We start from the raw sequence: 26,351 nt of genomic DNA on the forward strand, positions 1-26,351 counted from the left end.
CATGGCTTGGGGCGTTAGCTCAGTTGGTTAGAGCAGAGGACTCATAATCCTTTGGTCGTTGGTTCAAGTCCAACACGCCCTACCACCCATCCATTCGAATGGGCGATCATCACGATCACGGCCAGTTTTCTTGTCGCAATGTGCGCCTTTCTTCTTTTGGAGTCTCTGGAGTGCATTACAATTGCGGCTTGCGTTGAGTTGAGCTTTTGCTGATCAGGCCCATGCGGCAGGTTACAGTAAAAAAGTTGATTTCAAGGATTGCCAAGAAATCATGCTATAATTCGAAGCTTAGCGGCTGTAGCTCAGCTGGATAGAGTACTTGGCTACGAACCAAGGGGTCGTGGGTTCGATTCCTGCCAGCCGCACCAATTGGTAAGCCTCCCGTCTGAAAAGACGGGAGGCTTTTTCCATTTGGGCGTCCTGATACATCGCGCTGCTACAGCGGGTGCAGACATGGATGGTTTTTATCGACGTGGTGATGTGTGGTGGGCACGTCTGGCGGTCCCGGCGCGTCTGCGTCAGGCGGCAGGGCGGCGCGAGTTCGTGCAGTCATGCCGCACCACCGACAAGCAAGCCGGGCGCGTAGTCGCGGCTGCACTGCTGGCCCAATGGCGGCGGCAGCTTTTCGAGCTGGAAGGCGGACGAGTGGACATTGAGAAGTTGGTCGGCGGTGGCCCGGCCCTGGTGGCGGGCGGGCATCTGTCGCTTCAGCGCGCGGTGGAGCTGTTGGGCTTTAACCTGGGTGATCTGTTGCGGGCCGCGAGCGCCGGGCGCATCGGTCTGCACTGCCGGATTCCGCCAGGGGCCGCAGAAGGCTTCCTCATGCCGTCGCAGTCGCTTGAGTCTGTCGATGCTGAGTTGGGTCACGCTGGCGGCGTGGTGATCCCGAGCCCCAATGGAGCCCCCAACGACAGCATCCGCGCGCAGATGGTGGGGCAGGTGCTGCCCCTGGTGGATTCGGCCATCGTGGCCGGTCAGGTGCTGGCTGGTGAGTTGGGCGCGGTGGAGCTGGTGTGCATGGAGGCGCCAGGACGGCCCGGGTGGCTCTACGTGCCCGATGTGGCGCCCGTTGTACCGGTGGGTAGCCTGGAGGTGCTGGCTGTTGAGCTGGAGGCGCTGCGGGCCGCTGCAGTAGCAGTGATCCCAGCTGAGCGCCTGACGGTAAAGGCCGTGACGGCCTCAGAGTCCCTGACATTGCCCAGTGGTGGGAAGTGGGCGGACAAACGCTTTTCTGAGGCGTTGGATGCGTATTGCGCGAGCCCCGATGGCCTGCCCAAGACGCTAGTCTCGGCCACAGAGCAGCGCCAGCGCAAGGCCGGAATGATGCTGTTCCCCGAGTTCATGGGTGATCTTCACCTGGGCGAGATTGACGGCGACATGCTGCGCGCGTACCGCGATGGGCCATTGAAGACTTTGCCCGGCAAGGCAAACCATCTGCCGAAGGCCGTGAAGCGCGCCACCATGAAGGCGACTGTCGAGGCTTTGCGCGTGGCACATCCTGAATGGCCGCTGATGAGTGCAGACATGCAGCATGAGCGTATGCAGTGGTTACGCCGCTTCTTTGCGTGGCTGGTTGCCCGTGGGTACATGGACGCGGACCCGTCTGCGGGCCTGGTCGGCGAGACCGGGGTATCGAAGGCCGATGCGAAGGCCGCGCGCCGGGATGCAGCCGCTGCGCGCAAAGAAGCAGGTGATGAAGACGGGCGTGGGCCGTTCTCTGGTGAAGAGCTACGGACAATCTTTTCGCAGCCTCTGTTTGTGACCGGTAACGGTGCCCACCTGGTGGGCGCTGAGCGTTGCGGGCCGCATGAGTTTTGGTTGCCGCTACTGGGCCTGTTCGGGGGGCTGCGCCTGAAGGAGGCCAGCCAGCTCTACCTTTCGGACGTGCGGCAGGTTGATGGCGCGTGGTGCTTGGACGTGAACGAGGCCACGGCGGACAAGAGCTTGAAGAATGAGCAGTCCGCGCGGCTGGTGCCGCTGCATCCGGCGCTGGTCGCGGCTGGTTTCCTGGACTACTGCGACCGGCTGCGGCGTGAAGGATTCCGGCGCGTGTTCCCCGAGCTTTCATGCGTGGCCTCTGATGCCCGCTACAGCAAGGACAGCGGGCGGCGAATGTCGATGATGTTGGAGAAGCTGGGCATGCCGCGTGATGGTGGCCGGGTGTTTCATTCATTCAGGCACAACATGAACAACGCGCTGGCACGGGTGCCTGCTGAGGTTCTGGGCTTTGCAGATGCCACGTTGGCGCGCGTGGCCCGGTACGCGATCATGGGTCACGACCTGCCGCCGGGTGAGCGAGATGTGAACACCGCGAGCTACCTACGCGGGAGAACGAGCGAGATGGCTGCCCTGGTGGCCGCTGTGCAGTATGAGGGGCTACCGACTGTTGCGCGCTTCGATGCTGGTTGGGGCGTCGAGGCGATCCAGGACGCGCTGGGGCGCAAACATGGCGACCGCAAGGGCAAGGAAGACATGGGCGAGGTCTTGCACTTGCGATAAGAGGGGGCCATCGAAGCCACTGGATAGACCCCGTACTTTGCCCTGGTTTTGCTATTTCAAGCTGTTTTGGCGCGAGCGCGTTTTTGAAGCCCCAGGATACCCATGATGGTTCATTGAACCTTATAGGTAGAGGCCCAAGCGGGGGAAAAACTACATGACACCCTTCAAATAAGAATGTTTCTCATCTATGGGTATAAAGGTCTACGGTGCCCCCTGGTGTGTTGCTCCGGTGTCGAGGTGGTTACTCTCTGTGGGCAATGGTCCATGCGGCGTAGCCGCGATGCGCTGATGGCCCGGGCCGTTGGTGTCTTCTTGTCTTTCTTCTTCTGTCGGGTTGGTGAAGCCAGTTGTCCCCCTACCCCACAGCGTGCTGTAGGGTGGGGGCTGGCTTGACCACCCGGCCTGTTCACCGCCAGGGCGGTTGTCGGTATAGGTGTCCACTCTGCGCACGGTCACAGCTTGTTTTGAGACAGGTACCAGCGCAGTCAGCCATGCGCCTGTCTCTCACCCCACGCACCCTGTAACGACTACGACTCATCGCCGCGCCCTGTCGGTGCTGCCGCTGTGTGGGGTTCCCTCTAGCGGCTTTATCTTCCCCGTGCCGAGCGTATGGATGCCGACAAGCACGGGTGCGTACCTGGGGGTTAGAACACCCGGTTCAAGACCTCCCGGGCGTAGTGGTGCGCGCTTTCGTGGGCATCTGCCAGCTCCACGATGACGACGTTACCGTCTGCGCCATCTTGGATAGCGAGGAAGTCCACCCCGTTGGAGTCCGTCAAGACGAATGTCCGACTGCCTCCGTTGTCGTAGGTGAACAGGCATTCGCAGGTCTCGTAGATGGCGGCGAACTCGCTGGTGTCGATGGCGCGGGCGCTCAGGCCGCAGGCGTGCTTGTTGGTGTGTGTCATGGGTTCCTCTCGCTGATGATGATGGTCAGGCCGCACGCTTGAGCAGTGCTGCGGGTTCGGTCGGGTGAATGGCTGGGCGCGCCTTGCGCCATTGCCAGGGCTGCAGTTCGCCGTGGTCCTCCACGACGTAGAACGCTGGTTTGCTGGCGGCCTTGATACCGGGGTCGGCCGCGCGCACGGCGTCGATAAAGTCCTTCAAGTCGCAGGGCCGATAGAGGGCAACCTGTCCATACTGGGCATATGGGCGCAGTCGGAGGCCGTGGAGGCTTGGCACCGGGATGCCCTCTCGGGGAGTGCGGCGAATGTCTGCCAAGAATGCCCCCCAGGCAACGGGGGTGCCCAGGTGCAGCGTGAGCAGCGTTACGGTTTCCTGCGTGTTGAGCAGCTTGATGGTCTTGCGTGTCATGTGGGTTTTCCCTTCTTGTTGTTGATTTGGTCGCGTTCTGGCGCGGTCTATTCCTCGTGTACCTGGGAGGCATACCGGTCGGCAAGTGCAACAAGCTGCGCGCCGAGCGTGTGAGCATCCTTGAGTCCCACCCGGACGCGGCCTGAGGCAGCAGGAGTTACCCACTCCAAAACGATGCCCTGAGTGGTTGCCACTGCCTTGACGCTAGCGAGCTGGGGCGCTTTGCCTGCCACCGCAGCACGGGCCATCAAACGGCCCTTGATGAAGCGGTCAACGTCCAACGACATGTAGCAAGGGCGTTTTCCTGCCTCTTGATGGTGTTGCAGTGGCGCATCCCGGTCGTCGCGGCGCCAGTTGGTTAGGCGCTGCTGCCACGCGGCGGGGGTTTCGCCGAGCGCATCGGCGATCTTTTCCACAGTCTCCCGCACTGAGAGTGGCCAATTTTCTTGGTCTTCTTGCCTCATTGGTTCCTTTGGGCCTTGCGGCCCCGAGTTGTTTTGATTGCCGAATTTTATATTGTCTAAATTGTCATGTCAAAACTTGTCGAACTGAATAAAATACGAGCTGACTACAAATTAAACGTCCGTCTTATCATTTCGTCAGGAACGCCCATGCCACCCGAAACCCATCATGCCGCCGTCGCCTACTACCGTGTGTCCACAACCGGGCAGGAGCAATCGGGGCTTGGTCTTGGGGCACAGCGTGAAGCGGTCGCCCGCTACCTGAACGGCGCTGGTTGGGAGTTGGTGGGTGAGTTCACTGAGACGGAAACCGGCAAGGGGTCGAACGCCCTTGCCAAGCGCCCACAGCTTCGGGCGGCCCTTGAGCTGTGCAAACGGCGAGGCGCAACGCTCGTCATCGCCAAGTTAGACCGTTTGGCGCGCAACGTGAATTTCATTTCCGGCCTGCTTGAAGCTGGGTGCGATTTCGTGGCTGCCGATATGCCCCAGGCGAACAAGGTGATGATCCAGATGCACGCTGTGATGGCCGAGTGGGAACGGGACCAGATCAGCCAGCGGACAAAGGATGCCCTGGCGGCATCGAAGGCGAATGGCAAAAAGCTGGGGACGGCTGGACCTGCGAACCTGCGCCGGAATATTGAAGAACGCCAGGGTGCGGCGAACGCTTTTGCCGCAAAGCTGGCGGGCGTGGTGGAAGGGTTACAGGTGCGTGGACTGAGTCAGCGCCGGATGGTGGATGAGTTGAACACCGTGGGCATCAAGGCCCCGCGTGGCGGGGAATGGTCGTTGAGGCAGGTGCAGCACCTACTTGCGCGATTGAATGCGGGCGCGCAAGTAGGTGATGCTGGGCGCGGTAGCTGGTGAAATGTGTCCCTACTTGATATTGCGCTTGCCGCTGGTGATGTCCTGCAAGAGCTTTACGAATTCCGGGGCTTCAGTTCGTGCGACCAGCTGACACTCCTTCGCGGCGGTTTCTTTGGATTCGGCCAAAACCCTCCCTGAGAGACCTTCGGCATTGACCGTGGCCTGAATGGCTACCTTGCTGGCTTGGAGTTCCGGGTAGTCTGCGTTCACCAAGTTACTGCGGCGCACGAATTTGAGTAGTTCTTTTTCTACGTCCGCCGAAGCAAGGTGGTAGTTGCGCGAAGTGTCGAAGGCGGCGCAGGCACGCAGTTTGCCTATCAGGTCCCAGCCGATTGCAAACGAGTATTCGAGGTCGGCCTTTCTGATGGCAGCCCAGGACGCAGCGGCGCAGCTTAGAACGACGGTGGCTAGAGTTGTCTTGATGGCGATGTGCATTTCTGTGCTTGTCGTGTTTGAGGTGTGGGCGGTACTGCTCTGGAATTGGGTATAGCGGGGTACATGGTGAACGTTCTAGTTCATCATCGCAGCCGAGTCAGAAGCGAGCGCCTGTTCCAGTGACCCGGTAGCCCTTCCGGGTGAGACAGGCGGCCATCGCCCGCTCGTTGGCGGGGCCCAATCCGAGGCGGTCCCCTTCTTTGCCAAGCATGTCGTTGCCCAGCATTCCCCCTGCGATGCCGCCGGTGACACTACCGCCCACCGCACCACTTGCGACGCCACCCACTGCGCCGAAGACTAGGCCCGTGGTCATGGAGTCTTTCCAGTCCTTGTCCAGCGCGGCCGTGGCCTCGGGCTGACAGGCGACCACATCCCTATCAAAGACAGGGCGGTCAAAGCCTTTGGCGTTGGTGTCCACTTTGGGCACCCAGTTGCCGTGCGGGTGCCAACCGGCGCAGGCGGTCAGGGTGATTGTCAGGGCAACGAACGCGCGGAATATGGCGCGTGGCAGAGTCGATTCCACGGTTTTCCTTTGTCATGAATTGTTACAGGCGGGGAGCGTATCAGTCCTTCGCCTCAGTTTTTGGTATCTGATGCATCGTTGTTCGCGGCCCACCGCACGCCGATGTGCTACAAAAGCACATTTGGCTTACAGTGGTGTAGAAGGGTGCTGGACTTTGGCTTGCGGTCCTGCCAGCCGCACCAATGTTTAAAGCCTGCAATCGCAAGATTGCAGGCTTTTTCATTTGTCAAAGCGTTTCTCGCTGACGGGGGAGATCTTCCATGAGCAAGGCCTTTACCAAAGAAACCGATGCTTCCGATGAGGATGAATTGGTGTTGCCTGCGTTGCCTGCGGGCGGCAAGAACTACATCACTCCGGCAGGATACGCGCGCCTGCGTGATGAGTTGCTGGACCTGATTGACAACGAGCGGCCCAAAGTGGTCGAAGCCGTGCACTGGGCTGCCAGCAACGGAGATCGGTCTGAAAATGGCGACCATCTCTACGGCAAGAAACGTTTGCGAGAGATTGATCGGCGCATCCGCTTTCTCACCAAGCGGCTCGAGATTGCCGAAGTGGTGGATCCCAGCCTGCATGCGGGCAGCAATCAGGTGTTTTTCGGCTCCACAGTCACGTACATCGATGACGAAGGTATAGAGCGCACGATCACCATCATGGGCATCGATGAGGCAGACAGCCGGGAATCGCAGGTGAGCTGGATCTCGCCAGTGGCACGTGCGCTCTTGAAGGCCCATGTGGGTGACGAGGTGCTGCTGCCTACGCCAGGAGGCGTGCGAAGCCTTGAAGTGGTGGCAGTGCAGTATCCGCAGCGCGCCGCACATGCGGACTGAGCAGGGGCTACAACACCGCTTTACGCTAAGCCATGCTTGGGTTGATGGCGCTGCTCAGCGCTGTGAAGTGCTTACGTGGCCTGCGGGGTGATGCGTGCAGCGCGAATGACGGCCTGGGTGCGCCGCAAGTTGCGCAGTGCGGTTTCGAGGTGGGTCTGATCTCGCACCGCCACAATGAAGCGCAAGTCCGTGGTGTCGAGGGCCGCCTCGTCATCCATGTCCACATGGGTGATGTCAGCTTCTGAATTGGCCAGTTCAGCGGCCACGCGGGCGAGCACACCTTTGCCGTTGGTGACAGTCACCACGACCCCGGTTTCGAACATGCGCGTGGGCTCGTCCGACCAGTCCACCGCAATGAAGCGCTCGCTGTCCTTGTGCTGCAGCCGCTTGGCCACCGTGCAGTGGGCGTTGTGAACCACCAAGCCCTCGCCACGGCCCAGATAGCCCACGATGCTGTCGCCAGGTACTGGGCGGCAACAGGATGCGTACTGCACCGAGGCATTTTCGCTGCCATCCAGAGTTACCGCTCCTTGCGAAAGCGTCTCGTGGGATGTGTAGCGCTCCCGTGTCATGAGCAGCGCATCAGGACGATGGCCGTGTTCGGACATCAGCACCATGAGTCGCTTGGCCACGATGCTGGCGATGCGCTTGCCCAGGCCCAGGTCCGTCATCAGTTCGCTGCGGGTGCGGTTTCCTGTAAAGCGCAGCAGTTTGTCCCACATCGGTTGGGTCTCTGCGTCCTGGGGAGGGAGCTGCTCCAGGCCTTCCGCCCGGATGGCCTGGGTCAGCAGCTTCTCGCCCAGTCCTTCCGATTCGGTCTGTGCCAAAGTTTTCAGGTAGTGCCGGATCTTGGAGCGTGCGCGGCCCGTGCGCACAAAACCCAGCCAGGCCGGGTTGGGCGTGGAAACCGGGGCTGTGATGATCTCCACTACATCGCCATTCTTGAGTTCGGTCCGCAGGGGCACTTGCTCGTTGTTGATTTTGGCCGCCGTGGTGCGGTCGCCAACGTTGCTGTGGATGGCGTAGGCAAAGTCCACCACGGTAGCTCCGCGAGGCAGGGCCATGATCTGGCTCTTGGGGGTGAAAACGTAGACAGCGTCCGGGAACAGGTCCACCTTGACATGGTCCCAGAACTCGGCGGCATCGCGGGTCTCGTTCTGGATGTCCAGCAGGGATTGCAGCCACTTGGTCCCTAGTCGCTCGGCCGATGTGCCATCGCCGTCCTGCGCCTTGTACAACCAGTGCGCGGCCACACCAGCCTCGGCGATGACATGCATCTCGTCCGTACGCATCTGGAATTCGATGTTCACGCCGGAAGGGCCCACCAAGGTGGTGTGCAGGGATTGGTAGCCATTGAGCTTGGCGATGGCGATGTGGTCCTTGAACTTGCCAGGAACCGGCTTGTACATCTGGTGGAGCACGCCCAGGGCGGTGTAGCAGTCTGTCACCGTGGGTACGATCACCCTGAATCCGTAAATATCGGTGACCTGGGCAAAACTCAGGTGCTTGAGGTCCATCTTCTGGTAGATGGCGTACAGCGTTTTCTCGCGGCCGGCCAGGCGGACCTTCATACCGATCTTGGAGAAGGCGGTGTCCACCTCGGCCTGAACCTTTTGCACCAGATCGCGCCTGCGGTTGCGTGATTTGTTGACTGCCTTGGATAGCGTGGCGTAGCGCCATGGGTGCAGGTGCCGAAAGGCCAGATCCTGCAATTCCCGGTAGGTCTGGTTGAGGCCCAGGCGGTGGGCAATGGGTGCATAGATCTCCAGCGTCTCCGAGGAGATGCGGCCCCATTTGCTGCGCGGCATGTCCGACAGCGTGCGCATGTTGTGCGTACGGTCCGCCAGCTTGATGAGGATGACGCGCACGTCGCGCGCCATGGCCAGCAGCATCTTGCGGAAAGACTCGGCCTGGTTCTCTTCGCGGGTGTTGAACTGCAGCTTGTCGAGCTTGGTCAGCCCATCTACCAGTTCAGCCACGGGGGCGCCAAAGCGGTCTATCAGGTCTGCTTTGGTGACGCCACAGTCTTCCATGGCATCGTGCAGCAGGGCGGCCATCAGCGCCTGGGCGTCCAATTTCCAGGTGGCGCACTGTGCAGCCACGGCAATGGGGTGCGTGATGTAGGGCTCACCGCTGTTGCGCAACTGACCCAGGTGGGCCTCGTCAGCGAAACGATAGGCTTGGCGCACCTGTTCGATGCTGGTCGCGTCCAGGTAGTCGAGGCTGTCTGTCAGCGCAGCAAAGCTGGCCGCAGCCGCATTGGCGGCCGCTGCGGCTGCCGACAAAGTTCCCGCCGTTGGTACTTCGCCGGGGCGGGCTTGCGTTGCAGAAGGTGAATTGAGCACCGCGTTCATGCCTTAAATGTAGCGCGGGAGCGCATCAGGAGACTTTGGGGCAAAAAAAAGCACCGCTGTCGCGGTGCTCTTTGCGGGCTGCGCCCAGAAAAAAGCTCAACCAGGAACCTTCTTGAGCATTTCCAGGCCAACCTTGCCTTCGGCGATTTCGCGCAAGGCGGTCACGGCAGGCTTGTTGCGGCTTTCGATGCGGGGGGCGTGGCCCTGGCTCAGCATGCGGGCACGGTACGTGGCGGCCAACACGAGCTGGAAGCGGTTGGGGATCTTTTCCAGACAGTCTTCTACGGTGATGCGTGCCATCGTTTTACTCCGGGGATTCAGGTGATATTGAGCGACTGGAAGGTGTCAGCACGGGCGCGGCGCTGGGCGGCGTACTTGAGTCGCTGGGCGTGAACTACGGCTTTCAGGTCGAAAAGCGCGCGCTCAAACAACTCATTGATTATAACGAAGTCAAATTTGCTCACCTGGGCCATCTCGGTAGCCGCGTTCTTGAGACGGACTTCGATGACATCGGGGGAGTCTTCGCCCCGTCGTTCCAGGCGCGAACGCAGTTCTTCCCAGCTGGGGGGCAGGATGAACACGAGGATGGCATTCGCGAAGGCTTCCTTGATCTGCAGCGCGCCCTGAAAGTCGATTTCCAGGATCACGTCCGAGCCTTGTGCAATGCGCTCCTCGATCGCCTTTTTGGAGGTGCCGTAGCGGTTGCCATGTACATGCGCCCATTCCACGAAGGCGTTGCCTTCCACCATGGCATCAAACTCGGATTGCGACGCAAAGTAGTAGTCGCGGCCATGTTTTTCTTGCCCGCGCGGAGCGCGGGTGGTGTGGGAGATCGACAGGTGGACGTGGGAGTCCAGTTCCAGCAAGGCCTTGACCAGGCTGGATTTGCCTGCGCCGCTGGGGGCTGCAACTACGATGAGATTTCCGGGATAGTCCATAGTTGATGTGCGCGAAGCGCTATCAAAAAATGAGTGTTATTCGATGTTCTGTACTTGCTCGCGCATCTGCTCGATCAGCACTTTCATGTCCACGCTGATGCGGGTCAGGTCAAGAGCGGCAGATTTGGAGCCCAGCGTATTGGCCTCGCGGTGGAGCTCCTGGATCAGGAAGTCCAAGCGCTTGCCCACCTCGCCGCCCTTCTTGAGCAGGCGTTCGATCTCGTCCAGGTGGGAGTCCAGCCGGGTGATTTCCTCCGCCACATCAATGCGGATGGCAAACGCCGTGGCTTCGGTCAGCGCGCGGTCGCGGGCGGCCTCGGGCAGGGTGGCACCGTCGGTCAGCGCCATGGCTTCCTTCCAGCGCTCCATGAAGCGCAGCCGTTGCTGCTCGACCAGCAGCGGCACCATGGGGACGGCCTGTTCGGCCAGGGCGCGCAATTGCTTGACCCGGTCCAGCAGCATGGTGGCCAGGCGCTTGCCCTCCCGTTCGCGGGCGGCCATCAGGGCGGTCAGGGCTTCTTCGGCCAAAGCAGGAACGGCATCGCTCCAGTCCTCAGAGCCCGATGGGGCGTTGGCGCACAGGCGCAGGGCGTCGGCTACCGTGAGGGGCGCCGCGGTCGGCAGCCATGCCTTGACGGAATCTTGCAAAGAATTGAGCCGCTGCAGCAGCCGCGCGGGCGGATCCTGCAGGGTGTTGCTGTCCTCGTTCTCCAGGGCGGCGCGGACTTCAACCTTGCCGCGCTTGAGGCGGGCGGTCAGCAGGCTGCGCAGCGCGGGCTCCATGGCACGCAGTTCATCGGGGAGGCGGAACGAAAGGTCCAGGAAGCGGCTGTTGACCGAGCGGATTTCCAGCCCCAGTCTGCGTGATTGGGGCGCGCGGGTGTCGTTTTCAGCGCCAGTGGCAGATGCGCCATGCTGTGCGCTGGCGTATCCGGTCATGCTGTAAACTGGCATTGGACTTTTTGATGGTTGCTTGCGATCCGGCGATTATCCGGGTTCCGCTCCACCCCCGAGTCATCTTCGCAAAATATGTCAAAAATCAAGCCGGCTCCTTTGCCGCCCGATACCGCAATTGGCGGCTACCGCGTGGTGCGCCGGTTGTCTTCTGGCGGCTTTGGTGTGGTCTATCTGGCCCTGGATGCCGAAGGGCAGCAGGTCGCCATCAAGGAATACCTTCCTTCGTCGCTGGCCACGCGTGCACCGGGCGAGCTGCTGCCCAAGGTGCAGTCCGAAAAACTCTCGCTCTACCGCCTGGGGCTCAAGAGCTTCTTTGAAGAAGGCCGGGCGCTGGCACAGATCTCGCACGCTTCTGTGGTGAGCGTGCTCAACTTCTTCCGCGAAAACGAAACCGTCTACATGGTGATGAACTACCTGGAGGGTGCGACCCTGCAGGACTTCATCATCACCGCGCGCGACCTGAAAACACAGAAGGTCTTCCGCGAATCCACCATCCGCTCGCTGTTCGACGAGGTGCTGCGCGGGCTGCGCATCGTGCACCAGCACAAGATGCTGCATCTTGATATCAAGCCGGCCAACATCTTCATCACCGACGACAACAAGGCCGTGATGATCGACTTTGGCGCTGCGCGTGAAGTGCTGTCCAAAGAGGGCAATTTCATCCGCCCGATGTACACGCCCGGCTTTGCCGCTCCCGAGATGTACCGGCGCGATTCGTCCATGGGCCCCTGGACCGATATTTACGCGATTGGTGCCTGCATCTACGCCTGCATGCAAGGCTTTCCGCCCAACGAGGCGCCCCAGCGCATCGAAAAGGACCGCCTCTCGCTGGCCTTGACCAAGCTGCGTGGCGTGTACTCTGACAACCTCATCGAGGTGGTGGAGTGGTGCATGGCGCTCGATCCGCTGTCGCGCCCGCAGTCGGTGTTTGCTCTGCAAAAGGAACTCAGCCGCGAGGGCGAGCGCCGCTACACCAAACTGACGGTGGCCGAGAAGATGCGCCTGCAGCTCGACACCCTTGTGTCCGACACCAAGAAGAATGTGCAAAAGGTGGGTGAAGCCACCGGTATCGGAGCCAAACCCAAATGAACCCGAAGCCCTCTTTGCGTGAGTCGCTATGAAATTCTCGGTTTTCCAGATCAGCCGCCGTGGTGGCCGCGAGAAGAACGAAGACCGCATGGGCTATTGCTACACGCGCGAATCGGGCCTGTTTGTGTTGGCCGACGGCATGGGTGGCCACCCGGAAGGCGAAGTGGCTGCACAGATTGCACTGCAGACCATCTCGGCGTTGTTCCAGCGCCAGGCCAAGCCGCAGCTCAAGGATGTGCAGGAGTTTCTTTCGGGAGCGCTGCTGGCGGCGCACCACCAGATCCTGCGCTACGCCACCGACAAGGGCATGCTCGACACGCCGCGCACCACGCTGGTGGCTGCGGTTTTGCAGGGCGGCACGGCCACCTGGGTGCATTGTGGCGATTCGCGGCTGTACATGGTGCGCGACGGTGATTTGCTCACACGCACCCGCGACCACTCCTACATGGAGCTGCGCAACTCCCCACCGCCGGGCCTGGAGCGCATCAACCGCAACGTGCTGTTCACCTGCCTGGGCTCGCCCACCAAGCCTATTTATGACATCACCGGCCCGGTTTACCTGGAGCAGGGCGACCGCATTTTGCTGTGTTCGGATGGGCTTTGGGGCACCCTCAGCGACGAGGAGATTGCCACCCAACTCGGCCGCAACACCGTGTCGCACGCTGTGCCCGAGCTGGTGGAAGACGCACTGCGCAAGGCGGGGGACAGCAGCGACAATGTGACCGTGATCGCTCTGGAGTGGGAGACGCCCGACGCCTTCGAATCCACCCAGGGCGTCTCGACCGACAGCATCAGCGACGACGTGTTTGCGTCCACTATCCAGGCAGGGCCACTCGATGGCCTGGTGGATGACCTGGACGATGCCGCCATCGAGCGGTCCATCGCCGAAATCAACGAAGCCATTCGCCGCTCGGCCGCACGGAAAGCATGACACCCCCCTGAGTCGCTGCGCGCCTTCCACCTTCTCTCGAATCGCTGTGCGATTCGGGAAAAGGGACACTGCCAGTGCACGCAAGGGAGACGCAGCTACGCAGCCTGGGCGGCCCTTGCGCGGCGGTCGGTGGCCTTGGCCGCGCGTTTCGGGCGAGCCTTTGGTCATGCATGAGGCACGCCCGTTTTTCTACTGAAAATTCTATGACCACCTTCACCCGCACCGGCGACCGAGCCGCCCACCAGCTGCGCCCTGTGCGCATCACCCGCCACTACACCATGCATGCCGAGGGCTCGGTGCTGATCGAGTTCGGCAACACCAAAGTGCTCTGCACCGCTTCGGTGGAAGAGCGCGTGCCGCCCCACAAGCGCGGCAGCGGCGGGGGTTGGGTCACGGCCGAATACGGCATGTTGCCCCGCGCCACCCACACCCGCAGTGACCGCGAGGCCGCGCGGGGCAAACAAACCGGCCGCACGCAGGAGATCCAGCGCCTCATCGGCCGCAGCCTGCGGGCCGTGTTTGACCTCAAGCTGCTGGGCGAGCGCACCATCCAGCTCGATTGCGACGTGATCCAGGCCGATGGCGGTACCCGTACCGCGGCCATCACCGGCGCCTGGGTGGCCGCGCAGGATGCGGTCAACCAGCTGCTGGCCAGCGGCAAGATCACGCAGTCGCCGCTGCTCCAGCCGGTGGCGGCCATCTCGGTCGGCATCGTGCAGAGCACGCCGCTGCTGGATCTTGAATATGTGGAGGACGTGGACTGCGACACGGACATGAACGTGGTGATGACGGGCGCAGGCCACTTTGTGGAAGTGCAGGGCACGGCCGAAGGCGTGGCGTTTACCCGGGCGGAGATGGACCAGCTGCTCGCGCTGGCCGAAAAAGGCATCGCAGAGCTGGTGCAGTTGCAGCAGCGGGCGCTGCTGCAAACCCCCTAACCCGCTGATACTCACTAATTGATAGCTGCTTGCGCTTGCTGGATAAGCGCTAGATGCCAATTTGAATCATGAAAATCGTTCTTGCATCCAACAACCGTGGCAAGCTGGCCGAGCTGCAGTCCATGTTCGCGCCACTCGGGGTCGAGCTGGTTCGCCAGGCCGACTTGGGCGTGGGTGAGGCCGAAGAGCCATTTCGCACCTTTGTGGAGAATGCCTTGGCCAAAGCCCGCTTTGCCTCGGCCCACACCGGCCTGCCCGCCTTGGCGGATGACGCCGGTATGTGTGTGGATGCCTTTGGCGGCCTGCCGGGCGTCGATACCGCCTACTACTGCACCCAGTTTGGCTACGAGAAGAGCGACGACAACAATGTGCGCGCCCTGCTGGAGCAGTTGCACGGCGTCGCCAACCGCCGCGCCGCCATGGTCAGCACTCTGGTTGCCGTGCGCAGCCCGCAAGACCCTGAGCCGCTGATTGCCGTGGGCCGGGTGGTGGGCGAGATCACCACCGAACCCCGGGGCAGCAACGGATTTGGTTTTGACCCTGTGATGTTTATCCCCGAATTCGGCAAGACCTTTGCCGAGCTGCCTGTGGAAGTGAAGAACGCCCACAGCCACCGGGGCCGCTCGGCCGCGCAGATGCTGGCGCTGATGCGCGAACGCTGGCTGTAGAAGGGACGACAAGAACGTGGCCCACATCCCGATCACGCCGCAGGCTGAGGCCGAACCCGCCGTGGTGCGCGACATCCAGCACTACATGCGCCCCGGCCTGCTGCAGCTGCCCAGCCTGCCACCGTTGTCGCTGTATGTGCACCTGCCGTGGTGCCTCAAGAAATGCCCGTACTGCGACTTCAACTCGCATGAGTACCGCGAAGGTGGCAGCGATGCGGCGGGCAATGCAGGGGTGCCCGAGCAGCGCTACATCGACGCGCTGATGGCCGACCTGGAGGCCGCGCTGCCGCTCATCTGGGGCCGCACGGTGCACAGCATCTTTATCGGTGGGGGCACGCCCAGCCTGTTTTCACCAGCCGCCATTGACCGGCTGATTGGCGACATCCGCGCCCGCCTGCTCCTTGCGCCCGACTGCGAGATCACCTTGGAGGCCAACCCCGGCACGTTCGAGAAAGACCGCTTCCGCGCCTTCCGGGCGGCGGGCGTCACACGGCTGTCGGTGGGGGTGCAAAGCTTCAACGACCAGCACCTCAAGGCCCTGGGCCGCGTGCATGACCGCAGCCAGGCCTTGGCGGCGGTGGAGGAGGCCGCCGCGTCGTTTGACACCTACAACCTCGACATCATGTACGCGCTGCCAGGCCAGACGCCGCAAGAGCTGGAGCAGGACATGTTGACGGCATTGGCCTTCAAACCGCCGCACATCTCCATCTACCACCTCACCATCGAGCCCAACACCTACTTCGCCAAGTTTCCGCCGGCCATCCCCGAGGACGACCAGGCCTACGCCATGCTCGACCGCATCACCGAGATGACGGGCCAGGTGGGCATGGCGCGCTACGAAATATCGGCCTACGCGCAGCCCGGCCACCAGTGTTTCCACAACACCAACTACTGGCAGTTTGGCGATTACCTGGGCATTGGCGCGGGCGCACACAGCAAACTCAGTTTTGCGCACCGCGTGGTGCGCCAGGTGCGCTTTCGCGACCCAGGCCGCTACATGGACAACGCCCTGGCCGGCAGGGCTGTGGCGCAGGATGAAGACGTGCGCCGGGCCGAACTTCCGTTTGAATACATGCTCAACGCCCTGCGCCTGCGCGGTGGTTTTGCGCTGCAGGATTTCATGGATCGCACGGGTTTGCCGCTGACCACCATCGCCAAGGGGTTGAGGGCGGCGGAGAGCAAAGGTTTGATCGAGCGCGACCTGACCAATGTGCGCCCGACAGAGCGGGGCTTTGATTTTCTGAGCGACCTGCAGGAGCTGTTCCTGGCGGACTGACCGGCGCTACCGCCGATGCCGTGGCGCCGCAGTGCCTGTCTGCGTTTGGCGCTGCGTGCAGCGCAGCGTCCTCCGTGAGGTTAGCCGCAGCGCACCGCCACAATGCGGCCGTTGGCATCCACCTCCAGATTGAGCCGCTGGGCATTGAATTCCTTGGTGATGACCTGGCCGGGTCGCAAGACGCGGGCCATTTGTGCGCCCGACCGCACCCGGGCCAACTCCACCACCGATGCCGTGCTGTTCTGCCCCACCGCCGACTGGGCCGGCTGGGCGTTGCACAGGCCGCCTGGCGCGGGCTCTGCCGGCGCAGGGCTGCCAGAGGGGGCAGGGGGCTGGCCTTGGCTGGCGCAACCCGTCATCAGCGCCGCAACCACCAGGCTGCCAGAGATGCCAAAAGGGATTTTCGTCATGGGTGAGGCTCCAGAAAACAAGACCCTCACCATACCGGAAGCCCTGTGAGCGCGGGTGTCCACGCGTAACACGGGGGGAGGGCGGTTGTCCCTCCAGCTGGTTGGATGACTTGATGAGGGTCAAGAAAATGTTGACTGAATGCGACAGGCAGTGCGCCTCCCTTGCACGAAGGGTGCCCGGCGATGGTTTGCCGTAAGGCCCTGTCCGCACAATGGACTGTTGGTGGTCTGCGCCCCGCACTGGGTAGGCAGAACACCGGGGCCAGTGTGGAGCGCACGGGCTTCTGGCAACCGAGTTTGTGCATCCCCGAACCACCATGTCCGACGATCCCATCTTCAGCCTCATCCACTCTCTCGGCGACACCCTGGATGGTCTGGACGTCGCCTTGTGCGCGTTTGACGAAAACGATTGCACGCTCGCATGGAACCGTACGTTCTTCAAGTTCTTCCCGGAGCATGAGGGGCATGTCTACGTGGGTGAGCCCTACCACGCGAATCTGCGGCGCTTTTACACCGAGCGGCTGGATGCGCAGGAGTTGCCCAATATCGACCGCTACATTGCGGCAGGCGTGGAGCGGCACCGTGCACAGACGCGCCCCTACAGCTTTGAACACCGGGGCCTGCGGGTCCACGTATCGTCGTTGCCGATCGCCGGGGTGGGGCGCGTGCGGGTCTGGCGTGCAGAGGCGGTGCAAAGTCCACAAGAACAGGAAAAGCTGGAGAAGGTGGGCGATGTCAACATCCACGAGCCCGGATATCCGCGCAGCCCCATGGTGGAAAGCACAGAGCTTTTTGACCGCATTCCCGATGGCTTGATGATCTGTGGGGAGGACCAGCGCATTCAATGGGTAAACGAGCCGTTCATGCAGATGTACAGCCTTGTTGATCGCGCCGCTGCAACGGGCCTGAGCTTTGAGGACATTTACCGGGGGGCCTGGGCTGGCGGATGGGCCGGGTGACATGGCGCCCTTTTATGAGGGGCTCACCATCCTGCACGAACACATGCGGTTTGCAGGCGCACCGTTTGAGGTGCCCTTGCCCCGCAACCGCTGGAGCCGCGTGATCGCCAAGCAGGGTTTGGACGGGACCGTGTTCTATGCACATGTGGATATCACCGAGTTCAAGCGCCAGCAACGTCGGCTTGCCCAGGCCGAGCGCAGTGCCCGCGACAGCGAGGCGCAACTGCGTGAGAAGTCCATCCTGCTGGAGGCCACGTTGGAAAACATGGACCAGGGCGTGGCCAAGATCAGCGCCACGGGCATTGTGGAGCTGTGCAATCGCCGCGCGCTAGAGCTGCTGGATTTGCCCGTCGAACTGATGGCCTCCAAGCCCTCGCTGGTGAATGTACTGGCCTACCTGCGCGCACGGGGCGAGTTTGACGGGGCCTCGCAAGAGATCCAAGACATGCTGCTGAACAGTGACGGCGGGGTCGATCAGCAGCAGGTCTATGACCGCCCCCGGCCCGACGGGCGCATCCTGGAGGTCCAGACCGTGCCCATCAAAGATGGAGGTGCGCTGCGCACCTTCACCGACGTGACGCAGCGCAAACAGGCCGAGCGTCGCATACGGCATGTTGCCGAACACGATGGACTCACGGGGTTGCTGAACCGCTCGGCCTTCCTGCAAACCCTTCAGGCGGCGGTGCCCGATGCGCGGCGCCAGGACCAGGGCTTTGCCGTGTTGTATGTGGACCTGGACGGCTTCAAGCCCATCAACGACCGCTTCGGACATGCCGTGGGCGACCAATTGCTGGCGTGGGTGGCCCGGCAGCTCGCCCAGGCGGCGCGCGAAAACGACGTGGTGGCGCGGCTGGGGGGCGACGAATTTGCTCTGCTGCAGCGTGGCGTCTCTGACCCCGACAGCGCTCTCCGGCTGGGCGAGCGCCTGGTGCAGGCCATTGCCCAGCCGACGGAAATTGAATCGCATTTCATCCAGATCGGAGCCTCTGTAGGCATCGTGATGTCGTCTGCCGACGCCACGAACGCCGAAGAGCTGCTGCGCAAGGCCGATTCCGCGATGTACCTGGCGAAAGCCTCTGGGCGCGGTTGTGTGCGGATTTATGGTGCGTGACCGCCCAGCGTGTACGCGCCGGGTCAGCGGGCTTGGAAGACGTCCTTCAGAAAGTCGAAGATGTCCTACACACCTCGGTCACGGGGCGGCCTATTATTTGTCCGTCGATACCCCGTCGACATCCCTCCCGCTTGCACAAGCAAGTGTTCAGCCCGCACCCAGCGGGCTTTTTTTTGCCCGTTTCCCGTCCTGCCAGTGCCTGCACCGCTAACCGCAAGACATGGGACTTGTCATGAATGAGCAGGTGAATACTGGGTTCTTTGACCCCATCCTCTGCACGTTGCGCTAGGGGGCTGCATCATTCACAGCCAGGTGGGGTGTCATCGTGGGGCCACCGCTTTTGATTACAAAACCAGAATGATTCTGTACAAGCCCGGGGCGCAATTCATCTACAAGGGCCGACGTGTCAGCGTGGACTACGTCATCATCCGAAGAACGGGCCTGTGGGTCCGATTGGCTGGCAGTGATGAGGTGTGCCGACCAGAAGATCTGACACCCATTTCGCCCCATGCTTCTGGCTTGCCCGAAGGCCGCCACTGACGGCGGGTAGGGTGGTGGGGCACAAAGCACAACGGGCCGTGAAGGCCCGTTGTGTTGGATGTTTTGGCGGGACTGTGAGATTTGAATTCCCTATTGAAACCCGCATGAATAAAGGGTTTCGATATTTTTGATGGTCAGTATCCCGTCAAAAATACCGCCAAAAATTTTTGCTGGCCCCTTCGTCTGCAACCTATCCGAGACGCCGCCTCACAATACAACCCCCCTAGGGAGAGTCCCGCAACAGTCCGGCAACGCGGCTCGAATTACCCGCACTGGGACTATCGAGGAAGGACCCAAGCACCGCCCCCACCCGGGCCATGCTTACTTACCTCTTGCCAGCGGCCGGGACTAGAAATTTTCTGGGGTGCGAATTACCCGCGCTTGGGCCACCCCGGAAGGACCCAAGACCGGAGGGGTGGATGTGTCCACTGTCCACCGTCAACCGTTTGTCAACCTTTTCAAAACCGCATGCACTACCTCGCCTGCGGGGCTCGAATTACCCTCCCCAGCCGCACCGCAGAAGGACCCGCAAACACACCACCCTTCGGGGGGTTACCCGTTTTTTGCCGGGGACACCGGGGACAAACTGAAAATCGACCGTAAGTCATTGTCGCCATTGAGAAAAGTTGTCCCCGGCAGGACCGGGGACAAACGGAATTCTGCCGGGGACACCGGGGACAAATGAATCCACAGACGTGCGCAATCGTCCAGCCATCGACGCATTGCCTTCACTTAACCCCTTATAGAGCACCGCAGAACAGTCCGGCAACGCGGCTCGAATTACCCGCGCTTAGGCCACCCAGGAAGGACCCGACGCACAGGGTAGCGAGAGGCACGGGGACGGGCGAGCCCCGCACCAGATCAACGGCCAGGGCCGCGCCCTTTCCTTTGGCACCAGATGCCGTAAGCCGGGCATGTACAGCGCGAAGGCAGCTCCCGCCCCCGCCCCTCACGGGCGGCACGGCAGGGCTGCAGCCACAGGGCGAGCACGCAAAGCCCCGGCCGGGCTAGCACTCACAGATCCAGCTCAAAGATGGCAGGCGGTATCTGATAGCACCGCACCTTGCCAATGCCTGGCAGTCTGGTGCTGATGGTGTATCGGTCGGACTCCCTGACCGTCAGGCAACCGTGCGCAGCCAGCACGCGGCACACCGCCACATGGTCGAAGCCCTGGCAGATTTCGGCTTTGAACGTTTCAGCCAACACGAAGTATTCAAAGCTGACGCCCTCGCCCAGCGTGGCGGGCATGCGCTCGCCATACTCCCGCTGGTGCTCGGGGTCGCTCTTGATGGGCTCACCATCGGCGTTCAGCATGCGGCGCACGCCGGCACGCTGCAGCGTCTTGGGTGCGTGGTCATCAGCAGCCCGGTGCCACATGGCAAAGCGCCCATCGCCGTGCGTCTCCAGAAACCGGCGCACAGCCCGCAGCATGGCCACCACTTCACCATTCCCAGCCCCGCCACGCGCAGCCAGCCAGGCGTCAAAGCAAGCGCGTGCACCGCGTTCGCTTTCGCCCGCAGGCCAACCGGTAAGCCCGGCCTCGGTGGCCAGCTCACCAGCCACCCCCACCAATGCAAAGCGGGCGCCTACCCGCTCCACCTGGCCCGATGCACCCTGTGGTATCCATTCACGGGCCAGGGCCTGCACGGCGGTGCGCAGGCGCTTGGGCAGGCCGTCTGCATGGGTGCATGCCCATTCGACAAACGCACGGCCCGGTGCGCCATGGCACACCTGCGCCTCTCGGGCCAAATGGCTGGAGAACGCAGCCCCGCCCGCAAAGTCGTGCAGGTTCTCGAAAGCCCCCAGCCCCTTGCCTGCATCTGCCGGTATGTCTGCCATGCGCACCTCTTGCCCGGTGCGTGTGCGCTTCATGCCTTCTGCCATGTGGTCCGCGAGCCCCAGTTCTCCAGCAGACAGGAACAGCAAGCGCCAGGACAGGCGGGCGCGTGGTGCGCCGTTGCGGGTGGCGCGTGCCTTGCTCTGTTCATTGGCCAGCATGTAGGCGCACTCGCCCGCAACCTTACCCTCAACCTGCGCCAGTTCATCCAGGATCAGCAGCGAATCGCAGTGCTGCGCGGCGATGGCCTCAAGGGCGTTGTCGGTGGTGCGCCAACGCTGCATGTAGCTGGGCCCACCGTACACGCTAGCAGCCAGGCGCAGAGCCGTGGTCTTGCCGCTGCTGCTGTCGCCCCGGATGTGAAAGCCCCCGCTCTCCATGCCCGCAGGGCGCAGCAGCGGCCCGGCAAAGGCGCAGGCCACCGCAAACACCAGCCGGGAATTGCCCACGCACAGGGCCCCGATGCGATCACGCCACGCGGCTGCATCATGCTTCACCCGAAAGGTGTTCTCCATCTGGCTTTCGCTCTGGAACACGATGCGCTCGGCATCGTCGCCGATGGTTTCATGGGGTAGCACAAAGGCGCGGCCGTGCCAGCCGATGCGGTCGGTGCAGCTCGCAAACTCGCCCGGCTGGCGGGTCTGTATGTACTGGGTCAGCAGGTTGCGGGCTGCAGGCGATGGGGCAATGCGAAGCCCCATGTTCAGCAGCGCGGCGCGGTATTCGCCCCCGTCGCCAGACAGCATGCGGGCGGGCATGGCCCATTGCTTGGGCTTGCCCAGTGGGTCGGCAAAGGCCAGCAGGTAACCCCAGCCTGCGCCGTCCTGGTCGCGGGTCAGGGCCTGCACATCGAGGCGGCTGCACACCCATTGCGGGGCCTTGGGTTGCCCTTCCTTGTCCACGCCCGCATGCCACACACCCGAATCGTTGACGGTGAAGGGGTCGAACGGGCGGCCGTCGCTGGGGGGCTCATTGCCCCCGCCGTGCTCACCATCGGCCCCGTGGGGCTCGCGTGGTGTGCGGGTGCTAGCCTTGCCTGCTGTGGTGCCTTGCGCGGCTTGCTGGGCGCGTTCGGCCTGCTCTGCCTGGTGCGCTGCAATGGCAGTCTCCACGCACGCACCCACGGCCTGCAGGCCCTGCGCCTGGTGCATGTCGTTGAAGTCGCTGCCACCATCGGGCAGCCCCTCGGGGAACACTGCCAGGCCACGCACCGCACGGGCTGCGGCTTCGGCCTTCACGCGGCCGGTGTTCGTGCCGGTACGGGCTTCGGTGGCGCGGTCATCATCGCCACACAGCACCAGCAGCGCGGCGCGGTGTTGCTGGCGCAGGGCCTTGGCAACGTGGGCAAGGTTGCCCGCATCAAAGGCCACAGCCACCGGGCGGCCGGTGGCCTGGTGCACGCTGGCGGCCGTGGCGTAGCCCTCGGCTATCAGCAGCACCGGAGCCCCCGCAGGATCACCGCACCAGTGCCACAGCCCCGACTTGCGCCCGCCCTTCAAAAACAGCTTGTCGGTGCCATCGGCCGGGCGCTCGGGTGCAATGCGCTGCAGGTTCCACAGGGCCCCCGCAGGATCACGCAAGGGCACCAGCACGCAGCCATCAGGGGCAAAGCGCACACCGTGGGCCTGCACGCCCTTGCGGGCCATGTAGGGGCTGGCGCCGGTGTCGCTGGCTGCATCCCACTGCGCCGTGGCCTCAAGCGCTGCAGCCGCGTGGGCGGCCTGCTGCCGAGCCTGCTCTGCCTGCTGGCGTTCTACCCTCTCGCGTTCACGCTGCGCCAGCACCTCGGGGCTCGGGGCGGCCGGGGCTTCGCTGGCCTTGGGCAGCACAAAGCCGTGTTCTTTGGCCAGGTGCAGCAGGGTGCCGATGCCCACCCCGCCGCCTGCCTTGATGCTGCGCCAGGTGCTGCGCGTGGCGCGTGGGTCGTGCCCGTCTGCGGTCGCGCTCCATGCCTCGAACAGGTCTTGGCCCGTGGCGTCGGGAAACTCGCTTTTGATGGCCATGCCCACCCGCGCCCATTCGTCACGAGCCAGGCTGGCGGGGATGTGCGCCAGGGCTGCGCGGATCAGATCGGGGGTGATGTGCGTCATTGGGCGCGAAACCCCCGACGGTTGAGGGTTTCGATGGCAGGGATGAGCATTCGAGCCATGCGCTCAGCCTCGCCTCGATTGGATAGGTCTACACCGGGATTCAAGGTGATGTTGATGACGGGACCGCTGGAAACCCCACTCGAAACCCCATTCGAGACGCCACGACCGCCGCTGCCTTGGCGTTCGCGCGGAGGATATTGTTCTGCAGGTGGCGTCTTTCCCCCGGCCGCATCCTCGCCTTTTTCAGCAGCCTGGAGCCTTCTGCGAATAGCCTCCATCACCGCTTCATTGATGGCGTCATCGAGCTTTTGCAGATTGATGAAGGGCGTGCCCCGCGAGCCCGTGTCCTTGAGGCTGTTGGTGTCGAAAGCATCGGCAAACGCGAGCGCCTCCTCATCCGTCATGCCCGCCTTCTTTGCACGGTCAAAGACGCCCTTCTTGGTGGGCATGCCGTCTTCTTCACGCACCTTGCCATCGGCATCCAGGCTGCGGTGCTGGTTGTCCATGTTCCATTTCTTGAGGTACAGCTCAATCTCGCGCTCCTTGAGCTGGTTGGCTTTTTCCTGAGCGGCAATCTCCCGTTCTTTCTGGGCGTTCAAGCGTTCCAACTCGGTGGTCTGGTCGCGGGTTGCACGAGCTGCGCGACCGTGTGCATCGGCGGCGCTGTCGGTGGCATCCCGCAGGCGCAGGGTGCTTTTCCCGGCACGGTCCACCTCGATTTCAAAGCCTCGCATTGCCGCAGCGCCTGCTACCCAGGCCGGGGCAACACCGTTGTTTGCGGCAATAGCAGCTTCTGCAGCCTTCTTGAACCCCTCACTCAGTTCGCGGGCACTGGCCAATCCGCTGGAGGTCAAGGTGTCGTAGGCCTCCTTGGCAGTGGCGGCGGTCTTGCGCAGCGATTCGTCCGAGGTGATGCCCAATTGCGCCATGGCCTCGCGCACGCTGTTGATGCCCGGTGTAGCTTTGTCGAGCGCATCAGCCAGCGCCTCGGCTTTCTCCTTGGCTTGGTCCAGCAGGCCGTCTGCAATCTTGTCGCCCAAGACACTGCGTACCTCTTCGACCTTTGCACGAATCGTCTCCAGCGCCTTTTCACTGTCGGCGGTGTTGATGGCGTTGACAAAGCTGGCCGTCAGCACCCGGCCGGCATCCAGGCCCTGCGCCTTGAGCCGTTCCACACCAACAATCAGGGCATCCAGGTCATTGATGGCGCTGCGCGAAGCCGCACCGATCTTCCCCTGCAGTTCGTCAAAATCCAGCCCCGTGCGCTTCACGGCCTCATGCAGGATGGCGTCCATGACTTGGGCCACGCGTTCACCCTCACGCGCAGCCCCGGCAAACGCGGCCCGCGCCATCACCTCGAACTGCGCAAGATCCTTGCCGCTGAGCGCCTGTGCCCATGCCGCCTGAAACTCCGATGCCGACACCTTCCCATCAGCCGCCAGCTTGTCCAGTGTCGCGGCAAAGTCCTTCACCCCCTGCAGTTTCGACAGGTCGAACCCCTCGGTTATTTTCTTGATCGCCTCGGCCGCAGCGGTGCCGTTCTTGGTCAATTGGTCGAACTCAGCGACAGCCGAACGGGATGCTTTGGACAGCTCAAATTGTTTGTCGATGGCGGCCTGCGTCGCCGCAGCAAGGCGGGCGCGATCTGCTGCCGCTTCCTTCGCTATGTCGGATGCCAGCTTTTCAGCGCGTGCCAGTTCCTCGGTCCGGTCCTTGTAGCCCGCCAGCTTGGCCGCAGCCTCGCCAAGCCATGTGCCAATGTCCTTGATGTTGACCAGCAACCCGATCAGAGTGAAGGTCCGCAGGGACGCGAAAATGGTGGCCATTCGCCCCACGCCAGCGGCCGCAACATTGGCGGCCGCGCCCGTCGCAGCCAATTGCGCGTTGTGGGCCGCCATCGCTACCGCCGCCTGCTGGGCTGCAGCGCCGATGCCCAGGAAGTGCTGCGCCAACCGCAGTGCTGCAAAGGCTGCAGCGGCCTGCCCGGCGTCAATCAGCAGGTCGGCAATCGTCTTGAGGTTGCCCGCCAAGGCGTTGATGGCACTGGCAGCAGCCGTGCTGGCACCCGTGGCTTTGTCGGTATCGGCCACATACAACTGCCACTGCGTGCTCAGGTTCTGCAATGCCCGTCCGACAGTGGGCGGCAGCTTGCTGAACTCTGCGGCCACCGCATCGCTCTGCCCTTTGAGGGCCCCAATCACGGTTTCGCTGGTCAGCAATCCAGCCTCGGCCATCTTGCGCAGTTCACCCGTGGTCACACTCAGGCCGTCCGCAAGGGCACGCGCAAGGCGCGGGCTTTGCTCCATGATCGAATTGAATTCATCGCCCCGCAGCACGCCGCCCTGCAGGCCCTGCACCAGTTGGGTAATGGCAGCGCTTGAAGCCTGCGCACTGGCGCCGCTCAGTTGGATTGCCTGGTTGATGGTCTCAGTCAGTGCCAGGGCATTGGTCGTGGCATCGGCGCTGGACTGGCCCGCATCCTTGCCTGCCTGAGCCAGCCGCGAGAACAGCGTGGACGTTTCCTCCAGCGCACTGTTGGTGCGCAATGCCACGTCCTGCACACCCGCCCATGCGTCGCTAAACGCCTTGCCCTCGCCCGTCACCAGCTTCAACCGGGCCTGCAGGTTGTTCACTTGGTCGGCTGTCTGCGCCAAATCGGTCGCCATGGACTTCAAGCCCTGCAGGCCCGCCAACCCAGCCACGAACCCTTGCAGGCGCCCCAGCTGCTGGCTGATGGACTCCACGCCATCCCCGATCTGGCGATGGGTGCGCACCATGCTCGTGCCGGCCGCTTCGGCACCGGTTGCAGCGCGTTGGTACGCGGGGGCGATGCCATCTACCGCAGTACGCACAAGGGCCACTTCTTCCCGAATACGCTGCTGGGCGGCCACCGCATTTTTTCCGGCAATGCCAAACCGCTGCAACGCTGCCTGCGCTGCGGCGAGTTCATCAGTCTGTCGGCTCAACTCAACGCGTGCACCTTCAGCAGCGGTTTCCAGCCGCTGCAGTGCTGCGGCCTCTTGGGCGGTTGCCGGGCCTGCCTGTGCGATCTGCCGGGCGTAGTTTGCGGCCTCGCTGGCCGCAGCGTTCATTGCCTTGGTGCTGGCTGCCACTCCTTGCTGCAGCCGCAGAAACGTCGATATGGCCGCGTCCTGTTCGCCCAGCTGGCGCAACTGTGCAGCGGCAGCACGCGCCGCCTGCTGAAGGTCGCCTTCAGCAACCTTTGCCACGTTCTCCAGGTCTTGGGCAAGGTCTGTTATGGACTTTTCGCCCTCGGTACTGGCTTTGATGACGATGCCGATTTCATGTCTTCCGCTCATGGGAACCTCT

The 26,351-nt window shown here is 62.7% G+C and carries 23 protein-coding genes and 2 tRNA genes; 13 read left to right on the forward strand and 12 right to left on the reverse strand.

What is annotated here, in order from left to right; translation table 11 throughout:
* Positions 1 to 8 precede the first annotated feature (8 nt).
* The 3 genes from C8C94_RS24045 to C8C94_RS24055 all read left to right on the forward strand — a co-directional run bounded on the left by C8C94_RS24045 (position 9) and on the right by C8C94_RS24055 (position 2,499).
* A tRNA-Ile gene (locus C8C94_RS24045) sits at positions 9 to 85 on the forward strand.
* Between the two features lie 206 nt (positions 86 to 291).
* Positions 292 to 368: transfer RNA gene (locus C8C94_RS24050), tRNA-Arg, on the forward strand.
* A gap of 85 nt (positions 369 to 453) precedes the next feature.
* Positions 454 to 2,499 carry a DUF6538 domain-containing protein gene (locus tag C8C94_RS24055; RefSeq protein ID WP_158603844.1) on the forward strand — a complete coding sequence of 682 codons (2,046 nt, stop codon included), beginning with the start codon at positions 454 to 456 and terminating at the stop codon, positions 2,497 to 2,499.
* Between the two features lie 644 nt (positions 2,500 to 3,143).
* On the opposite strand, the gene C8C94_RS24060 is transcribed toward C8C94_RS24055, so the two are convergent.
* Genes C8C94_RS24060 through C8C94_RS24070 form a run of 3 tightly spaced genes read right to left on the reverse strand, consistent with a single transcriptional unit; the run spans position 3,144 to position 4,229 of the window.
* Positions 3,144 to 3,407, reverse strand: coding sequence for a hypothetical protein (locus C8C94_RS24060; protein ID WP_121422501.1), 264 nt, complete (start codon positions 3,405 to 3,407; stop codon positions 3,144 to 3,146).
* Positions 3,408 to 3,432: 25 nt separating this feature from the next.
* Positions 3,433 to 3,813, reverse strand: coding sequence for a hypothetical protein (locus C8C94_RS24065; RefSeq protein WP_121422502.1), 381 nt, complete (start codon positions 3,811 to 3,813; stop codon positions 3,433 to 3,435).
* A gap of 47 nt (positions 3,814 to 3,860) precedes the next feature.
* The gene (locus C8C94_RS24070) at positions 3,861 to 4,229 is read right to left on the reverse strand and encodes a hypothetical protein (RefSeq protein ID WP_147433302.1); all 369 of its coding nucleotides are present in this window, start codon (positions 4,227 to 4,229) and stop codon (positions 3,861 to 3,863) included.
* A 195-nt stretch (positions 4,230 to 4,424) separates the two neighbouring features.
* Here C8C94_RS24070 and C8C94_RS24075 point away from each other — a divergent pair, with 195 nt between their 5' ends.
* Positions 4,425 to 5,138, forward strand: coding sequence for a recombinase family protein (locus C8C94_RS24075; protein WP_121422504.1), 714 nt, complete (start codon positions 4,425 to 4,427; stop codon positions 5,136 to 5,138).
* 9 nt (positions 5,139 to 5,147) lie between these two features.
* Here C8C94_RS24075 and C8C94_RS24080 read toward each other — a convergent pair whose 3' ends face one another.
* Together C8C94_RS24080 and C8C94_RS24085 are read right to left on the reverse strand one after the other, a co-directional pair.
* A complete protein-coding gene (locus C8C94_RS24080; protein ID WP_121422505.1) occupies positions 5,148 to 5,573 on the reverse strand; it encodes a hypothetical protein in 426 nt (141 codons plus the stop codon).
* A gap of 97 nt (positions 5,574 to 5,670) precedes the next feature.
* A complete protein-coding gene (locus C8C94_RS24085) occupies positions 5,671 to 6,096 on the reverse strand; it encodes a hypothetical protein (protein ID WP_121422506.1) in 426 nt (141 codons plus the stop codon).
* Positions 6,097 to 6,356: 260 nt separating this feature from the next.
* Between C8C94_RS24085 and greB the strand changes: the two genes are divergently transcribed.
* Complete coding sequence (gene greB / locus C8C94_RS24090; protein ID WP_121422507.1) at positions 6,357 to 6,923, forward strand: transcription elongation factor GreB; 567 nt, start codon at positions 6,357 to 6,359, stop codon at positions 6,921 to 6,923.
* A 71-nt stretch (positions 6,924 to 6,994) separates the two neighbouring features.
* On the opposite strand, the gene C8C94_RS24095 is transcribed toward greB, so the two are convergent.
* The 4 genes from C8C94_RS24095 to C8C94_RS24110 form a co-directional block, all read right to left on the reverse strand.
* Positions 6,995 to 9,277 (reverse strand): bifunctional (p)ppGpp synthetase/guanosine-3',5'-bis(diphosphate) 3'-pyrophosphohydrolase, encoded by a 2,283-nt coding sequence (locus C8C94_RS24095; protein WP_055399042.1) that lies wholly within the window; start codon positions 9,275 to 9,277, stop codon positions 6,995 to 6,997.
* A gap of 96 nt (positions 9,278 to 9,373) precedes the next feature.
* Entirely contained in the window at positions 9,374 to 9,577 is a 204-nt protein-coding gene (rpoZ, locus tag C8C94_RS24100; protein ID WP_005794722.1) for a DNA-directed RNA polymerase subunit omega, read from the reverse strand.
* A gap of 17 nt (positions 9,578 to 9,594) precedes the next feature.
* Entirely contained in the window at positions 9,595 to 10,215 is a 621-nt protein-coding gene (gmk, locus tag C8C94_RS24105; protein WP_055399040.1) for a guanylate kinase, read from the reverse strand.
* A 36-nt stretch (positions 10,216 to 10,251) separates the two neighbouring features.
* Positions 10,252 to 11,169, reverse strand: coding sequence for a YicC/YloC family endoribonuclease (locus C8C94_RS24110; RefSeq protein ID WP_121422508.1), 918 nt, complete (start codon positions 11,167 to 11,169; stop codon positions 10,252 to 10,254).
* 75 nt (positions 11,170 to 11,244) lie between these two features.
* Here C8C94_RS24110 and C8C94_RS24115 point away from each other — a divergent pair, with 75 nt between their 5' ends.
* The 5 genes from C8C94_RS24115 to hemW all read left to right on the forward strand — a co-directional run bounded on the left by C8C94_RS24115 (position 11,245) and on the right by hemW (position 16,074).
* Entirely contained in the window at positions 11,245 to 12,261 is a 1,017-nt protein-coding gene (locus tag C8C94_RS24115; protein ID WP_008905072.1) for a serine/threonine-protein kinase, read from the forward strand.
* Positions 12,262 to 12,289: 28 nt separating this feature from the next.
* Positions 12,290 to 13,192: a PP2C family serine/threonine-protein phosphatase gene (locus C8C94_RS24120; RefSeq protein WP_055399036.1), complete on the forward strand. Its 903-nt coding sequence runs from the start codon at positions 12,290 to 12,292 to the stop codon at positions 13,190 to 13,192.
* A 203-nt stretch (positions 13,193 to 13,395) separates the two neighbouring features.
* Positions 13,396 to 14,130: a ribonuclease PH gene (gene rph, locus C8C94_RS24125; protein ID WP_121422509.1), complete on the forward strand. Its 735-nt coding sequence runs from the start codon at positions 13,396 to 13,398 to the stop codon at positions 14,128 to 14,130.
* 68 nt (positions 14,131 to 14,198) lie between these two features.
* The gene (gene rdgB / locus C8C94_RS24130; protein ID WP_055399032.1) at positions 14,199 to 14,798 is read left to right on the forward strand and encodes an RdgB/HAM1 family non-canonical purine NTP pyrophosphatase; all 600 of its coding nucleotides are present in this window, start codon (positions 14,199 to 14,201) and stop codon (positions 14,796 to 14,798) included.
* A gap of 16 nt (positions 14,799 to 14,814) precedes the next feature.
* Positions 14,815 to 16,074: a radical SAM family heme chaperone HemW gene (gene hemW / locus C8C94_RS24135; RefSeq protein WP_121422510.1), complete on the forward strand. Its 1,260-nt coding sequence runs from the start codon at positions 14,815 to 14,817 to the stop codon at positions 16,072 to 16,074.
* Positions 16,075 to 16,154: 80 nt separating this feature from the next.
* On the opposite strand, the gene C8C94_RS24140 is transcribed toward hemW, so the two are convergent.
* A complete protein-coding gene (locus tag C8C94_RS24140; RefSeq protein ID WP_121422511.1) occupies positions 16,155 to 16,484 on the reverse strand; it encodes an I78 family peptidase inhibitor in 330 nt (109 codons plus the stop codon).
* 317 nt (positions 16,485 to 16,801) lie between these two features.
* On the opposite strand from C8C94_RS24140, the gene C8C94_RS25945 reads away from it, so the two are divergent.
* From C8C94_RS25945 to C8C94_RS24150, 3 genes are all read left to right on the forward strand, one after another.
* Positions 16,802 to 17,443 carry a PAS domain-containing protein gene (locus tag C8C94_RS25945; protein WP_233573554.1) on the forward strand — a complete coding sequence of 214 codons (642 nt, stop codon included), beginning with the start codon at positions 16,802 to 16,804 and terminating at the stop codon, positions 17,441 to 17,443.
* Position 17,444: 1 nt separating this feature from the next.
* Entirely contained in the window at positions 17,445 to 18,554 is a 1,110-nt protein-coding gene (locus tag C8C94_RS25950) for a diguanylate cyclase domain-containing protein (RefSeq protein ID WP_233573555.1), read from the forward strand.
* A gap of 357 nt (positions 18,555 to 18,911) precedes the next feature.
* A complete protein-coding gene (locus tag C8C94_RS24150; protein ID WP_082437488.1) occupies positions 18,912 to 19,094 on the forward strand; it encodes a hypothetical protein in 183 nt (60 codons plus the stop codon).
* 1,014 nt (positions 19,095 to 20,108) lie between these two features.
* On the opposite strand, the gene C8C94_RS24155 is transcribed toward C8C94_RS24150, so the two are convergent.
* Both C8C94_RS24155 and C8C94_RS24160 read right to left on the reverse strand, forming a co-directional pair.
* On the reverse strand, positions 20,109 to 23,021 hold the full coding sequence (locus tag C8C94_RS24155) for a DUF927 domain-containing protein (protein ID WP_121422512.1): 2,913 nt from the start codon (positions 23,019 to 23,021) through the stop codon (positions 20,109 to 20,111).
* Complete coding sequence (locus tag C8C94_RS24160; protein WP_121422513.1) at positions 23,018 to 26,341, reverse strand: tape measure protein; 3,324 nt, start codon at positions 26,339 to 26,341, stop codon at positions 23,018 to 23,020. Before C8C94_RS24160 ends, C8C94_RS24155 begins: the two co-directional genes overlap by 4 nt.
* Positions 26,342 to 26,351 lie beyond the last annotated feature (10 nt).

The organism is Acidovorax sp. 94, assembly GCF_003634645.1.
In the GTDB taxonomy this organism is placed as follows: domain Bacteria; phylum Pseudomonadota; class Gammaproteobacteria; order Burkholderiales; family Burkholderiaceae_C; genus Acidovorax; species Acidovorax facilis.